This is a genomic window from Kribbella sp. NPDC051936, from assembly GCF_040680955.1.
Taxonomy (GTDB): domain Bacteria; phylum Actinomycetota; class Actinomycetes; order Propionibacteriales; family Kribbellaceae; genus Kribbella.
The window spans coordinates 522,108-535,372 of the sequence record NZ_JBFAXS010000005.1; the positions used below are offsets into that span (position 1 = coordinate 522,108).

General features: G+C 69.3%; 11 protein-coding genes. 4 read left to right on the forward strand and 7 right to left on the reverse strand.

What is annotated here, in order from left to right; all coding sequences use genetic code 11:
- The first annotated feature begins 8 nt into the window (after nt 1–8).
- Nucleotides 9–1,562, forward strand: a complete 1,554-nt coding sequence (locus AB0L64_RS20190) for a GMC family oxidoreductase (RefSeq protein ID WP_363712075.1) — start codon at nt 9–11, stop codon at nt 1,560–1,562.
- A 12-nt stretch (nt 1,563–1,574) separates the two neighbouring features.
- Here AB0L64_RS20190 and zwf read toward each other — a convergent pair whose 3' ends face one another.
- Nucleotides 1,575–2,978, reverse strand: coding sequence for a glucose-6-phosphate dehydrogenase (zwf, locus tag AB0L64_RS20195; RefSeq protein WP_363712077.1), 1,404 nt, complete (start codon nt 2,976–2,978; stop codon nt 1,575–1,577).
- A 39-nt stretch (nt 2,979–3,017) separates the two neighbouring features.
- The gene (locus tag AB0L64_RS20200; RefSeq protein ID WP_355689551.1) at nt 3,018–3,314 is read right to left on the reverse strand and encodes a hypothetical protein; all 297 of its coding nucleotides are present in this window, start codon (nt 3,312–3,314) and stop codon (nt 3,018–3,020) included.
- 227 nt (nt 3,315–3,541) lie between these two features.
- On the opposite strand from AB0L64_RS20200, the gene AB0L64_RS20205 reads away from it, so the two are divergent.
- Nucleotides 3,542–4,852 carry a threonine/serine exporter family protein gene (locus tag AB0L64_RS20205; RefSeq protein ID WP_363712079.1) on the forward strand — a complete coding sequence of 437 codons (1,311 nt, stop codon included), beginning with the start codon at nt 3,542–3,544 and terminating at the stop codon, nt 4,850–4,852.
- An 11-nt stretch (nt 4,853–4,863) separates the two neighbouring features.
- Here AB0L64_RS20205 and AB0L64_RS20210 read toward each other — a convergent pair whose 3' ends face one another.
- The 5 genes from AB0L64_RS20210 to AB0L64_RS20230 form a co-directional block, all read right to left on the reverse strand.
- Nucleotides 4,864–6,213, reverse strand: a complete 1,350-nt coding sequence (locus AB0L64_RS20210; RefSeq protein WP_363712080.1) for a dipeptidase — start codon at nt 6,211–6,213, stop codon at nt 4,864–4,866.
- 1 nt (nt 6,214) lies between these two features.
- On the reverse strand, nt 6,215–6,661 hold the full coding sequence (locus tag AB0L64_RS20215; protein WP_363712082.1) for a hypothetical protein: 447 nt from the start codon (nt 6,659–6,661) through the stop codon (nt 6,215–6,217).
- A complete protein-coding gene (locus AB0L64_RS20220) occupies nt 6,658–8,121 on the reverse strand; it encodes an APC family permease (protein WP_363712084.1) in 1,464 nt (487 codons plus the stop codon). Before AB0L64_RS20220 ends, AB0L64_RS20215 begins: the two co-directional genes overlap by 4 nt.
- 153 nt (nt 8,122–8,274) lie before the next feature.
- Complete coding sequence (locus AB0L64_RS20225) at nt 8,275–9,411, reverse strand: Xaa-Pro peptidase family protein (protein WP_363712086.1); 1,137 nt, start codon at nt 9,409–9,411, stop codon at nt 8,275–8,277.
- Between the two features lie 28 nt (nt 9,412–9,439).
- Complete coding sequence (locus tag AB0L64_RS20230) at nt 9,440–10,945, reverse strand: MFS transporter (RefSeq protein WP_363712088.1); 1,506 nt, start codon at nt 10,943–10,945, stop codon at nt 9,440–9,442.
- Nucleotides 10,946–11,062: 117 nt separating this feature from the next.
- Here AB0L64_RS20230 and AB0L64_RS20235 point away from each other — a divergent pair, with 117 nt between their 5' ends.
- Together AB0L64_RS20235 and AB0L64_RS20240 are read left to right on the forward strand one after the other, a co-directional pair.
- A complete protein-coding gene (locus AB0L64_RS20235) occupies nt 11,063–12,316 on the forward strand; it encodes a Na/Pi symporter (protein ID WP_363712090.1) in 1,254 nt (417 codons plus the stop codon).
- Between the two features lie 54 nt (nt 12,317–12,370).
- Nucleotides 12,371–13,252 (forward strand): universal stress protein, encoded by an 882-nt coding sequence (locus AB0L64_RS20240; protein WP_363712092.1) that lies wholly within the window; start codon nt 12,371–12,373, stop codon nt 13,250–13,252.
- The last annotated feature ends 13 nt before the right edge of the window (nt 13,253–13,265 follow it).

Here is a 13,265-nt window from a genome sequence, read left to right on the forward strand (position 1 = left end):
GAACAGACATGTCCGACCACTACGACGTCGTCATCGTGGGATCGGGAGCAGGTGGCGGCACTCTCGCACACCGGCTCGCGCCGTCGGGACGGCGGGTCCTGATCCTGGAGCGGGGGGACTGGCTCCTGCGGGAGGCCGAGAACTGGGACGCCGAGGCCGTCTTCGTGGACAACCGCTACGTCTCACCGGACCAGTGGTTCGACAGCGAGGGCAAGCCGTTCCAGCCCCAGGTGCACTACTTCGTCGGCGGTGCGACCAAGTTCTACGGCGCCGCGCTGTACCGGCTGCGCGAGCGGGACTTCGGTGAGCTCAAGCACCACGGCGGCGTCTCGCCGGCCTGGCCGATCTCCTACGACACGATGGAGCCGTACTACACGCAGGCCGAACAGCTCTACCAGGTTCACGGCGTCCGGGGCGAGGACCCGACGGACCCGCCCGCGTCCGCGCCGTACCCGTTCCCGCCGGTGTCGCACGAGCCGCGGATCCAGAAGCTGTTCGACGACATGGCCGCGGTCGGGCTGCATCCGTACCACGCGCCGTGCGGCGTGATGCTGGACGAGAGCCGGCCCGCGTTCAGCACCTGCGTGCGCTGCGCGACCTGCGACGGGTTCCCGTGTCTCGTGCACGCGAAGTCCGACGCGGACGTCATCGCGGTCCGGCCCGCGATCGAGCACGACAACGTGACGCTGCTGCGCAACGCCGTCGTACGGCGCCTCGAGACCGACGCGACCGGCCGCACGGTGACCGCGGTCGTCGCCGACGTCGAGGGGGCCGAACAACGGTTCAGCGGCGACATCGTCGTGCTGTCGGCCGGCGCCGTGAACTCGGCGCGGATCCTGCTCGCGAGTGCCGGCGACCGGCATCCGAACGGGCTCGCGAACGGGTCCGACCAGGTCGGGCGCAACTACGTGTTCCACAACAGCCGGGCCTTCCTGGCGGTCTCGGCCGAGAAGAACGACACCCGGTTCCAGAAGACGCTCGGTCTGAACGACTACTACTTCGGCGACGCCGACTTCGACTACCCGATGGGCAACCTGCAGATGGTCGGCAAGTCGTCGGCCCCGATGTACCGCGGGGAGAAGCCGGTCGAGACCCTCCTGGCGCCGACGTTCGCGCTGCGCGACGTCGCGGCGCACGCCGTCGACTTCTGGCTGTCGGTCGAGGACCTGCCCGATCAGGACAACCGGGTGACGCTCGACCGGGACGGCGCTGTCGTCCTGAGCTACACGCCGAACAACACCGAGCCGATGACTCAGCTGTACCGGCGGATCAAGAAGAACCTGGGCCGGCTCGGCATGCACCCGCGCCACCTGATCCCGCGCAGCGTCTACATGAAGAACGACATCCCGGTGGCAGGCTGCGCGCACCAGGCCGGGACGGTCCGGTTCGGGCACGATCCGGAGACCTCGGCGCTGGACGTCAACTGCCGCGCGCACGAGGTCGACAACCTGTACGTCGTCGACACCAGCTTCTTCCCGAGCATCGGCGCGGTGAATCCGGCGCTCACCGCGATGGCGAACGCCCTGCGCGTCGGTGACCACCTGCTGGAGCGCCTCGCCTGATACAGCTGTGCGTCAGCTCGGGATCCAGGGGTGCCGCCAGCCGCCGTACCCGGCCGGTACTTCGGCGGCCGCGGCCGGCCCCCAGGTCCCGGGCTGATACGTGTGGATCGGCGTCGGTGCGTCGAGCAACGGTTGCATGACCCGCCACTGCTCCTCGACGGCGTCCTGGCGCGTGAACCGGGTGCTCTGCCCGGTCATCGCCGCGTGCAGCAGCACCTCGTACGGCGTCGGGCCCTCACCGCCCTCGGCGGCGAACTCCGTGTCCAGGTCGATCGGCGCGATCCGTGCCATGTCCGCACGGTGCGCGTCGATCCGGACCCGGACGCCGGTCGACGGGTCGAGCTTGATCACCAACTGGTTCGGCTCGGCGATGTGTCCCCGCGGCCCGAACCCCAGCCGCGGCGGGCGCTTGAAGACCAGCCGGAGCTCGGTCTGGGTCGCCGGCAGCCGCTTCCCGGTGCGGATGAAGAACGGCACGCCGGCCCAGCGCCAGTTCTCGATGTCGAGCCGGAGCGCGGCGTACGTCTCGGTGGCCGAACCCTTCGCGACCCCGTCGATCCCGAGGTAGCCGTCGTACTGACCGCGGACGTAGTGGGCCGGATCGGCGTCCTCCACCGCGCGGAACAAGATGACCTGCGAGTCCTTGAGCGTGCTCGGATCGCCGCGCGACGGCGGCTCCATCGCGGCCGCCGCGACCACCTGCATCAGGTGGTTGACCACGACGTCGCGCAGCGCGCCGACCGGGTCGTAGAAATGGCCGCGGTCCTCGACGCCGAAACTCTCCGCCATGGTGATCTGGACACAGTCCAGGTAGTTGCGGCTCCACAGCGGCTCGAGCACCGCGTTCGCGAACCGCAGGTACAGGATCTCCTCCAGCCCCATCTTCCCGAGGTAGTGGTCGATCCGGAACAGCTGCGGCTCGTCGAGGTACTGGTGCAGCTCGGCGGCCAGGTCGCGGGCCGACTGCTGATCGTGACCGAACGGCTTCTCGACCACGACCCGGGCCCCGGTGGTCAGCCCGGCCTCGGACAGTCCCCGGATCACGCGGCCGAACAGGAACGGCGGGATCTCGAGGTAGAACACCGGGGTCTGGGCGCCCTTGATCGCCTCGCCCACCCGCGCGTACAGCGGCGCGTCGGTGAAGTCGCCGCCGACGTACGACAGCCGGTCGGCGAACCTGTCGAAGACGGCCTTGTCGATCGTGACGCCGGTCCCCTCGATCGACGTCCTGGCCCGCTCGATCAACTGGTCGACGGTCCAGTCGTCGGCCGCAACCCCCACGATCGGGCAGTCCAGCAGACCACGCGCCTCCAGCTGGTACAGCGAGCGGAACGTCATCACCTTGGCCAGGTCGCCGGTGATCCCGAAGATCACCAGGACGTCCGCCGCCTTCGGGCCGGTTGCCGTCTCTGCCATGACTACCTCGCCTCTGGATATCTCTGGGTGTCTCCGGGATCAGGCCGGGCGCGCCTGCCGGCCCGGGATCTGGTTGCGCTGCGTCGCGCTCGCCGCCCAGTGCCCGAGGTCGAGCAGAGCGGCCAGGCCGATCCAGAACCAGTCGAACCCGTGGATGCCCCCGGGAGCCCACAGGAACAGGTAGATCAGCGTCGTGAACGGCAGGAAGATGATGCCGAGCAGCGGCCACAACCAGGTGCTGAACGCCGCGTCGACCCGCTCCGGCCGCGCGACCCAGACGATGAACACCCCGAGCCGCGGAAACACGCCGGCCATCAACGCGAACAGGCAGCCCATCGGATCCCCCTGAAGTCCTCCGACCGCCATTCGGTCAGACGTCGCACCATGGTGGCTGCCGCTCGGTCGGTGCGAATCACCCGCGACGAATGATTCGCCCGGCCACTCACCCACGCCGGACGATGACGCGGGGGTCCGGGACACAGACGATGGCGCCACAACAAGTGTCGTCCGTCCTGCGCCGAGCAGGTGTGGAGTGATTGAGGACGTCGTGATCGGACAGGGACATGACGGAGCGACGCGGAGAGGTCTACGAAGCGCTCGACCTGGCGCTGCGGATCGGGGAGGTTCTCCTGTTGTCCGGGGCGGGAGCCGCCGATGTGACGGCCGCCATGCTCGCCGTGACGGAGGCCTGCGGTGTGCGCCACGTGAGCGCGGACGTGACGTTCGTGGACCTGAGCCTGCGCCATCAACCGGCGAGTGACGTGCCCGCCGCCCTGCAGGTACGCCGGGTGACCTGGCGCCCGGTCGACTATGCGGAGCTGATCGAGGTCGACGAGACAGTGAACAGCCTTGTTGCCGGGGACATCAACCGCGGCGAGGCTCGTGACCAGGTCGCCCGGATCGTGTCCACCGGCCGCCACCGGCACCGGTGGGCGGTGACCGTCGGCTGGGGCGCGATGGGGACCGGTGTTGCGCTCACCCTGGGCGGCAGCCTGGTCGTGTGCCTGCTCGCGTTCCTGACCGCCTGCGCGATCGACGGAACCCAGTTGCTGCTGCCTCTGCACCGCATCCCGACGTTCTACCAGCACGCAGCGGGCGGCCTCGTGGCCACGCTCATCGCGGTCACGGCCTCGGTCACGGAGCTCGATGTGGATCCGTCGCGCGTTGTCACCGCGGGGATCGTCATGCTCCTCGCGGGAGTCGGCATCATGGGCGCCACCCAGGACGCACTGACCGGCTTCCCGGTCACGGCCAGCGCCCGTTTGATCGATGCCGTGCTGAATACGGCGGGCATCATCGCCGGGGTGGCTGCCGGGCTCACGGTCGGCGACCTGCTCGGGGTCGGCCTGACCACCTTCACGCCCGGCGCGGCCGGCCTCGCGGAGGTGGGGGTCACCGTGTTCGGCGCCGCACTGGCCGCCGGGGCCTTCGCGTTCGCGTCGTACGCGCCACCGCGCTCGCTGGTGGCGGTGGCCCTCGTAGCGGCGCTCGGACAAGGGGTTCTGCTGGCGGTCGACAGCTCCGAGGTCGGCCGGACGTGGGGTTCGGCGGTCGCTGCCGTCACCGTCGGCGCGGTCTGTTACCTCGTGGCAGGCCGTTTCCGGGTGCCGCCGCTGGTCGTGGTCGTTCCTGCGATCGTGCCGCTCCTGCCGGGACTCGACATCTACCGGGGCCTCGCCCTCATCGCGGATGGCAAGGACGGCGTCCTCGAGCTGGCCTCCGCGCTCGCGACGGCACTCGCGCTCGCGGCCGGGGTGATCCTCGGTCAGTACCTCGCGCGGCCGCTCAAGCGCGAGGCGCGTCGACTCGAGACCAGGCTCGCGGGTCCACGGATGGTCGGCCCGTTCCGGCACCGCCGTACCGACGGCATGTAGGCGCCGTACGCTCAGCTGCTCATGGCGGCGTAGTGCCGGAGAAACAGTGCCTCGGTCAAGGCCATGGCTTCGATCTCGGTCGGGTCCACGCTCTCGTTGGGCGCGTGGATGAGGGCCAAGGGCTCCTCGACACCGATCAGGATCAGCTCGGCGTCGGGGTAGGTCTCCTCGAACACGTTGCACAGGGGAATCGAGCCGCCCTGTCCGAGACTGGTCATCGGCCGGCCGTACGCCTCCTGCATCGCCCTGGCCATCGCCCCGTACGCCGGGCCGTCGGTCGCCGCCTCGAAAGGAGCACCGGCGGCCTCGACGTCGGCTGTGACGTGCACGCCCCAGGGGGCGGCGGCTTTCAGGTGCTCGATGAGGGCCCGCTGGGCGGTCTCGGGTGACAGGCCGGGCGGGATGCGCAGGTTCAGCCGCGCCGCGGCCTTGGGGACCACGGCGGCAGCCGAGCCGACGACCGGTGGGCAGTCGATGCCGAGAATGGTGAGCGCCGGCCGGGCCCACAGCATGTCGGACACGCTGCCGTCCCCGAGCAGCGAGACTCCTGCCAGTACGCCGGCGTCCGCGGTGAACTGGTCGGTCGGGTACGGCGCGCCGGACCAGGTACGGGTGTTGTCCAGACCGGTGATCGTGGTGTTCCCCTTCGCGTCGCGCAGTGTGGACAACATCGCCACCAGTGCGGCGAGGGCGTCGGGAGCGGGGCCGCCGAACATGCCGGAGTGGATCTCGGAGGAGAGGGCCTCGACGGTGACGACGAGGTTGACCATGCCGCGCAGACTCACGGTGGCGGCCGGGTGGCCGACCGCGGCGTTGCCGGTGTCGCAGACGAGGATCGCGTCGGCGCGGAGGAGGTCCGCGTGCTCGGGGACGAACGCCTCGAGGCCGCCGGTGCCCTGCTCCTCGGAGCCTTCGACCACCAGCTTCAGGTCGACCGGGACGTCCTCCCCGAGTGCGCGCAGGGCCGCCAGGTGCATGACGATGTTGCCCTTGCAGTCTGCGGCTCCGCGGCCGTGCCAGCGTCCGTCGACCTCGGTCAGCTGGAACGGTGGAGTGCGCCAGGCGGCGTCGTCGAGCGGCGGCTGGACGTCGTAGTGGGCGTACAGCAGCACGGTCGGGGCATCGGCCCGGGAACACTTCCTGGATCCGACGACCGCCATGCTGCCGTCGGCGGTCTGCTCGAGACGGGCGTCGGAGAACCCGATGCCCGCGAACCTCTCGAGCACCCACTGGGCGGTGCGCTCGCACTCCTCGGCGGGGTACTGGCGTGGGTCGGCCACCGATCGCAGCGCGACGAGCTCGGCAAGTTCGTCGTGGGCCTTGGGCATCAGGTCCGTGATGCGCTGCCGCAGGTCGTCCATGTCAGTACCCCGCCACGTCATCGGTCTTGAGGTCCTCGACGAACTTCTTGAAGTCGTTCAGCTCGTTGGGGCAGTAGATCTGGATGATGAGCAGCTGGCCCTTGAGTACCCGGCTGTCGACGATGACCGGCCTGGCGCCCGGGCCCGCGGCGCCGTTGGCGAGCTGGGTGAACAGCACCGCGCGGCTCAGGGCGTCGTTCGGGTTCTCGCAGGTCGCGCCTCCGTCGGTCCCGAGCACGCGCACGATCTGGTCCTTGTCCGGGGTTCGGGCCCCGGCGGCCGCAAGCGCTGCGATCAGCTGATCGGCTTTCTGGTTGGCCTCGTTCGTTCGCCTGTGGGAGCTGAAGGTGAGCAGGCCCACGATCAGCATCACGCCGAGGACGACGCAGGCGGTGACATAGATCCACGTTCGCTCGTGCCTGGGCTGATTCTCGGCGGACGTGCTCATGACGGAGTCACCTCCTCCGATTCCGGCTGCCTCCAGGAGGGCTTGCGCAGGCGGTAGAACAGGAAAGGTACGAGCAGGCCGAGACCGAGGGCGCCGCCGCCGACGATCAGCAGGTACACGCCGGAGTTGCCGGACTCGAACTGCGACGGCGGGATGAATCCGACCAGCAACGCGGCCAGCGAGGCCGCGAAGCCGACGCCGCACAACCCGAACAGCATCGGCGCCCGGTAGCCGCGTGCGTGGTCCGGATCCTTGCGGCGCAACTGGATCGCGGCCACGAACATCAGCAGGTACATGATCAGATACACCTGCGTGGTGATCACCGAGAAGATCCAGTAGGCGCTCGACACGTCCGGGATCAACGCGTACGCGAGGCCGATCACGGTGGTGAGCAGGCCCTGGACGACCAGGATGTTCTGCTGGACGCCGTTCTTGTTCAGGCGCTGCAGGAACGGCGGGAGGTAGCCCTCCTGCCGGGAGATGAGCAGCAGCCCCTTGGACGGCCCGGCCAGCCAGGTCAGCATGCCGCCAAGCGAGGCGGTGACCAGCATGATCCCGACGATCGGGGTCAGCCATTGCCAGCCGAAGTTGGCGAAGACGGCGTCGAAGGCCTGCATCACGCCGGCGGTGAGGGACAGTTCCTCGGCCGGTACGACCCAGCTGATCGCCAGCGCGGGCAGGATGAAGATCGCCAGCACCATGCCCATGGCAAGGAACATCGCCCGCGGGAACTCCTTGGCAGGCTTCCGCAGCGACGACACGTGCACGGCGTTCATCTCCATGCCGGAGTACGACAGGAAGTTGTTGACGATCAGCACGAGGCTCGAGAGCCCTGCCCACGCGGGGAAGATGTTGTCGGCGGTCATCGGCGCGGCCGACGGGTTGCCCTGGCCGAGGAAGACGATGCCGAGGGTCACCAGGACGACGCCCGGGATCAGCGTGCCGATGATCAGGCCCCCGCTGGCCAGTCCGGCCACGCCCTTGGTACCGCGGGAGGAGACCCAGACACCCGACCAGTAGACGACGATGATGACCGCCGCAGTCCAGACGCCGCTGCTGGCCAGCTCCGGGTTGAACACATACGCGAGGGTGCTCGCCACGAACCCCAGCAGGCTCGGGTAGTAGAAGATCGTCATCGCGAACTGGCACCACACCGCGAGGAAGCCTGCCGGCTTGGAGATGCCTTCCGAGACCCACTTGTAGATCCCGCCGTTCCAACCCGACGCCAACTCCGCGGAAACCAGCGAGGTGGGCAGCAGGAACACGATGGCCGGGAGCAGGTACAAGAAGACGCAGGCCAGTCCGTACACCGCCATCGTCGGCGCCGCCCGGAGGCTGGCGACCGAGCTCGTCGTCATCATCGCCAGCGCCACCCACGAGATCCACTGGGTGGTGGTGGCGCGCGAGCGCGCGGCGGCAGCAGCTTCGGTGCCGTCGGCCGGCACGTCCGCGGCGCTCATGACCGTCCTCGATGCGTTGCTCGTGCATTCATGAGAGCCTCCGCTCCCCAGGCCCCAGTAGGTAGGCCACTCGTCACAGTCTGGAAGGGGGGCGGTCGGCTGGTCCTCATCCTGTCCGGATGACGTACACGGGACACCCGCCCTGCGATGGCCTTACCGGACGATGCGCAGGTCGCGCCCGGTGTTGTTGAGTCGGCGCCCGCCGGTCCCGGTGACGGTCACGATGTCCTCGATCCGCACCCCGAACTCCCCGGCGAGGTAGATGCCCGGCTCCACGGAGAAGCACATCCCGGGCACCAGCGGCTGCTCCTCACCCTCGATCATGTACGGCGGTTCGTGGGTCGTGGTGCCGATACCGTGGCCGGTGCGATGGATGAACCGCTCGCCGTAGCCGGCCTCCGTGATCACCTTCCTGGCCGCCCGATCGACCTCCTGACACGCGACGCCCGGCCGGACCGCCTCGACGCCGGCCTGCTGGGCCAGGCGCACGATCTCGTGCACCTCGCGGATCCGGGCGGACGGCTCGCCCACGCACACGGTGCGGCTGGTGTCCGATCCGTAGCCGTACATCAGCCCGCCGAAGTCGAGCACCACCGCGTCGCCGGCCTCGATCGTCCGGTCGCCGGCCTCGTGGTGCGGATTGGCGCCGTTGGGACCCGAGCCGACCACGGTGAAGTCGACCTGTTCGTGCCCGAACTCCCGCAGCAGCCCGGCCAGATCGGCCGCGACGTCGGTCTCCTTCCGGCCGGAGAACCGCACCTCCAGGATCCGCTCGTACGTCGCATCCGCAGCGGCTCCGGCCGCCTCCAGCCGGGCCAGCTCGCTGGCGTCCTTGACCGCCCGGAGCATCGGCAGGCTCTGCGTGAGGGAGCGGTACGAGGATCCGGGAACCGCCTGCTGCAGGCCGAGCAGATGCAGTGCCCAGGCCGAGTCCGCGATGCCAAGAGTTCCGGTCTCGCGAAGGTAGCCGGCGGTTCTCGCGAACGGGTCGTCTCCGTCGGCCCAGTCGACGATCGTCAGGCTCGGCGCGCCCGGAGCCGCTTCGGCGTCCGGTCGTTCGAGGGTCGGCACCACCAGGGTCGGCTCCTGATCCGGAGTCAGGACAAGCGCCGTCAGTCGCTCTGTGATCGCTGTCGGGCGGTACCCGGTGAGCCAGACCAGGTCCGGCCCGGGGGTGATCAGGAGCCCGTCGAGCCCCGCGCGTACGGCGTCGGCCAGGACGCGCCGCATCCGTGCCGCGTAGTCCTCGGTCGTGAAGGGAGCCGGTGCTGCCGGCCGGGTTGTGGTCATCGATTCCTCCCGGGTGCGGGCGTCGAGCTCAGCCTTGCTCGGCTGTCGTTCGTCCGGCAGTTGCCGAGGTCGGCAGGGTGTGGGTGTGCGCGGCCGCTGCCGCGGCGGCGTCGTCGAGCGTCCCGGTGGCCGCGCGGTGCCGGCCGATCACGAATGCCATCAGGACGCCCAGGAAGCTGAAGATCGCCATCATCCAGGAGGCCGCGGCGAGACCCGAGGCGAGTGAGTCACCCTGCGACGCGCCGTCGGCGGTCCGGTTGCCGATCACCGAGCCGTAGATGGTGGCGGCCAGCGCGGTGGCCACCGCGGCACCGACGTACCGGGCCATGTTGGAGACACCGGAAGCCCCGCCGACCTGGTTCTGCGGAACCGACGCCGTCGACGCGGACGACGCGGGACCGTTCGACAGGCCCATGCCGACCGCGATGGCGATCAGCGGCAGCAGGAACGCGACGTACTTCCACGAAGCGTCCACGAAGCCCACGATGACGAATCCCAGCGTGGTGAGGGCGAATCCGGCGCCGATCGTCTGCCGGCCGCCGATCTTCGCGGCCAGCTTCGGTACGAAGGGCGCCACGACGACGAGACCGACGGTCGCCGGCAACGTCGCCAGTCCGGCCTGGAGCGGGCTGAAGTCGAGCACGGCGGGATCCTGGAAGTACAGGCTGAGCAGGTACATCAGCGCGTTGATCGTGCCTGCGCCGATGAGGATCGCGATGGTCGAGCCCACCAGGACGCGGTTGCGCAGCAGCGACAGGTCCAGCAACGGTACGGCGACGCGTCGCTCGACTGCGATGAACGCGTACCCGGCCGCGATCGTGATCGCGAAGCACCCCAAGGTGGCAACGGAGATCCAGCCCCAGTCGCTGCTCTTGGAGACCCCGAGGATGAGCGGAGTCAGGGTCAGCGCGACGAGCACGGTGCCCGCGTAGTCGATCGTCTTCGGCCGATCCGGGTCGCGTGACTCGCTCACGGTCGCTGCCGTCAGCAACATACAGAGCACGGCAATGCCGGCGTCGATCCAGAACAGCCCCTGCCATCCGGTGATCCCGACGAGCGCGCCGCCCACCAACGGACCCGCGGCCGCGCCGACGGCCGCCGCCGCGCCCCACAACGAGACCGCCCGCAGTTGCGCGGAGCCCTCGTTGGCGACCGTGAGCAGGCTCAGGCCGCACGCGAGGATCGTTGCCCCCGCCGCGCCCTGGATGAGGCGGCCGGCGATCACCATCCCGCCTGACCCGGACAGCGCGATCAGCACGCACGACGCCACGAACAGCAGCAGGCCCAACTGGAAGACCCGCCTGCGGCCGAACACGTCGCCCAGCGAGCCCGATGTGACGATGACCGCGGCGCCGACCAGCGAGTAGCCGGTCACCGCCCACTGCAGCGTGGTGACCGACGTGCCGGTGTCCTCCGAGATGGCGGGCAGCAGAATGCTGACCGCCGAGGTGTTCGCGTTCACCACGAGCGTCGAGATACACGTGGCCGCGAGCACCCCACCCGCCCGGCTCTTGACCTGCGCGGTGTCGCTCATGCGAGCCCTCCCGGTGACCGAGACCGAGCCCACAACGCTAGGGCTGGAGACCCAACGGCAGCCTCACCCGCCACGGACGAGGCGCTCGACTCGTCGGGAACTCGTAGTGTTGGTCGTATGGCGAAAGCCAGGCCCGATCAGGGGCCGGACATTTCCCCTGAGAAGGGGCACGTCGCTGGACGGTCCGCTGCCAGCGGCTCGGCGCCTGCGGCCACCGCTGTTGACGGTGGCCAGGTCGCGCAGCGCGCCACCTGGATCATTGCCGTCGAGTGGTGCGGTGTCGCTGCTTTGATCTACCTGCTGATCTGCGCGGTGAGCATCATCAGCCGCGGGTTCGCGGGGCTGGGCAGCGAGGCAGCGCACACCCTGTTCGCCTTCGCCGAGCACCCGTTGGTCGGGCTGAGTGTCGGCATCCTCGGTACGGTCCTGATCCAGTCATCGACCACGACGACAGCCATCACTGTCACCGCCGTCGGATCCGGCGCGTTGTCCGTTCACAGCGCGATCCCGATCATTCTCGGCGCGAACGTCGGCACTACCGTCACGACCAGCCTGGTCGCCCTCACCTTCGTCGGCAACCGCACCGAGTTCCGCAGGGCGCTCGGCGCGTCCACCGTCCACGACTTCTACAACTGGCTCGCGCTGCTGATCTTCTTCCCGGTCGAGTTGCTCTGGCATCCCCTGGAACGCGTCAGCGGGGCGTTGACCGATGCGCTGTACGGCACGGGCTGGCTGCCGAATCCGGCCCACTTCAACTTCATCCGGGCGGCGACCCGGCCGGTGGAACACGCCGTGATTCATGCGACCTCGCAACTCAGCAGCGCGCTCGGTCCGCTGGTCACGATCGTGATCGGCGCCGGCCTGATCCTGGTCGCGGTCCGCTATCTCGGAAAGTTGCTCAAGCAGCTCATGGTCGGAAAGGCCCGCGACGCCCTGATCAGCGCGGTCGGCCGCAATGCCTACCTGGCCATGGCGTCCGGCATGGGAGTCACCGTCGTCACCCAGTCCTCGACCATCACCACGTCCGTGCTGGTGCCCTTCGCCGGAGCGGGGATCCTGACGCCGGCGCAGATCTATCCGGTCGTCGTCGGCTCCAACCTCGGCACGACCTTCACGGTGGTACTCGCGGCGTTCGCGGTCGTCGGCCAGGACGCGAAGATCGGCCTGCAAGCAGCCTTCGTGCATTTGCTCTACAACATCTTCGCGATCGTGGCGATCTACGTCATACCGCTCCTGCGTCCCGTACCGCTGTTCTGCGCCCAGACCCTGGCTCGCGTCGCGTCCGAGCGCAGGTGGGTCCTCGCCGTCTATCTCATCACCGTCTTCATCGCGCTCCCCGCCACGATCATCATCCTGATAGGCGTGCTATGAGGGGTGTCGCACGCTAGATTCGGGTCCCTGGGCTCTCTCGCGGGAGGACGTCACATGACCGGTCGGATCGTCGTCGGCATCGACGGCTCACAGCAAAGCGGCAACGCGCTCGAGTGGGCGGTGGAGCGGGCACGCCTCGGAGGCGAGCAACTCGAGCTGCTCAACGCCTACACGCTCGTTCCAGAGCTCAATTTCTACGGCTTCTACGGCGCACCGAGCCAGCCTGTGGATTGGTACATCGACTTCTCCGGGCAGCTGCTCGAGGCCGCGGCGACACGGGTACGGGAGCTCGCGCCCGCTCTCACCTGCAAGCTGACCTCGCAGCTCGGCCACCCGGCCTACTTGCTCGCTGAGGCTTCAGAGGCCGCGGACGCCGTCGTGGTCGGCCGGCGCGGGCTGGGCAGCGTCGCGAGCACACTGATGGGTTCGGTGAGCAACCGGCTGACGAGCCAGGCGAAATGTCCGCTGGTCGTGGTCGGAGAGGAACAGCGGCCGACGACCGGCCCGATCGTGGTCGGCATCGATGGGTCGGAGTTCGGCGTGCACGCGCTGCGCTACGCGCTCGCCGAGGCAGCCGTGCACCGAACCGCGGTCCGCGCCGTCGCCGCCTACGAGCTGCTGCATCCCGCGCTCCGGGACGACCCGGAGCTCGTCGCCCGCATGCAGGCCGACGTCGAGCGGGAGACCGCCGACACCATCGCCCATGCGCTCGACGAGGTGCAGGGCACCGACACCGCCTCGGTGAGCGTGGAATCCGTCGCAGTGCAGGGCCCCGCCGCGGAGGCGATCCTGGACCACGCCAAGGATGCGCGGCTGATCGTGGTCGGCACCCACGGCAAGGGCTTGGTACGCCGAATCCTGCTCGGATCCGTCAGCCGGCGAGTGCTGAACGACGCAGACCGACCGGTCGCCGTGGTCGACGTTCCCGAAGCCTGACAGCGAGCGGCCG

Coding starts and splice junctions, on each gene's coding strand:
- AB0L64_RS20190 (WP_363712075.1), top strand. CDS start 9: ATGTCCGACCACTACGACGTCGTCATCGTGGGATCGGGAGCAGGTGGC.
- zwf (WP_363712077.1), bottom strand. CDS start 2,978: ATGGCAGAGACGGCAACCGGCCCGAAGGCGGCGGACGTCCTGGTGATC.
- AB0L64_RS20200 (WP_355689551.1), bottom strand. CDS start 3,314: ATGGGCTGCCTGTTCGCGTTGATGGCCGGCGTGTTTCCGCGGCTCGGG.
- AB0L64_RS20205 (WP_363712079.1), top strand. CDS start 3,542: ATGACGGAGCGACGCGGAGAGGTCTACGAAGCGCTCGACCTGGCGCTG.
- AB0L64_RS20210 (WP_363712080.1), bottom strand. CDS start 6,213: ATGGACGACCTGCGGCAGCGCATCACGGACCTGATGCCCAAGGCCCAC.
- AB0L64_RS20215 (WP_363712082.1), bottom strand. CDS start 6,661: ATGAGCACGTCCGCCGAGAATCAGCCCAGGCACGAGCGAACGTGGATC.
- AB0L64_RS20220 (WP_363712084.1), bottom strand. CDS start 8,121: ATGAGCGCCGCGGACGTGCCGGCCGACGGCACCGAAGCTGCTGCCGCC.
- AB0L64_RS20225 (WP_363712086.1), bottom strand. CDS start 9,411: ATGACCACAACCCGGCCGGCAGCACCGGCTCCCTTCACGACCGAGGAC.
- AB0L64_RS20230 (WP_363712088.1), bottom strand. CDS start 10,945: ATGAGCGACACCGCGCAGGTCAAGAGCCGGGCGGGTGGGGTGCTCGCG.
- AB0L64_RS20235 (WP_363712090.1), top strand. CDS start 11,063: ATGGCGAAAGCCAGGCCCGATCAGGGGCCGGACATTTCCCCTGAGAAG.
- AB0L64_RS20240 (WP_363712092.1), top strand. CDS start 12,371: ATGACCGGTCGGATCGTCGTCGGCATCGACGGCTCACAGCAAAGCGGC.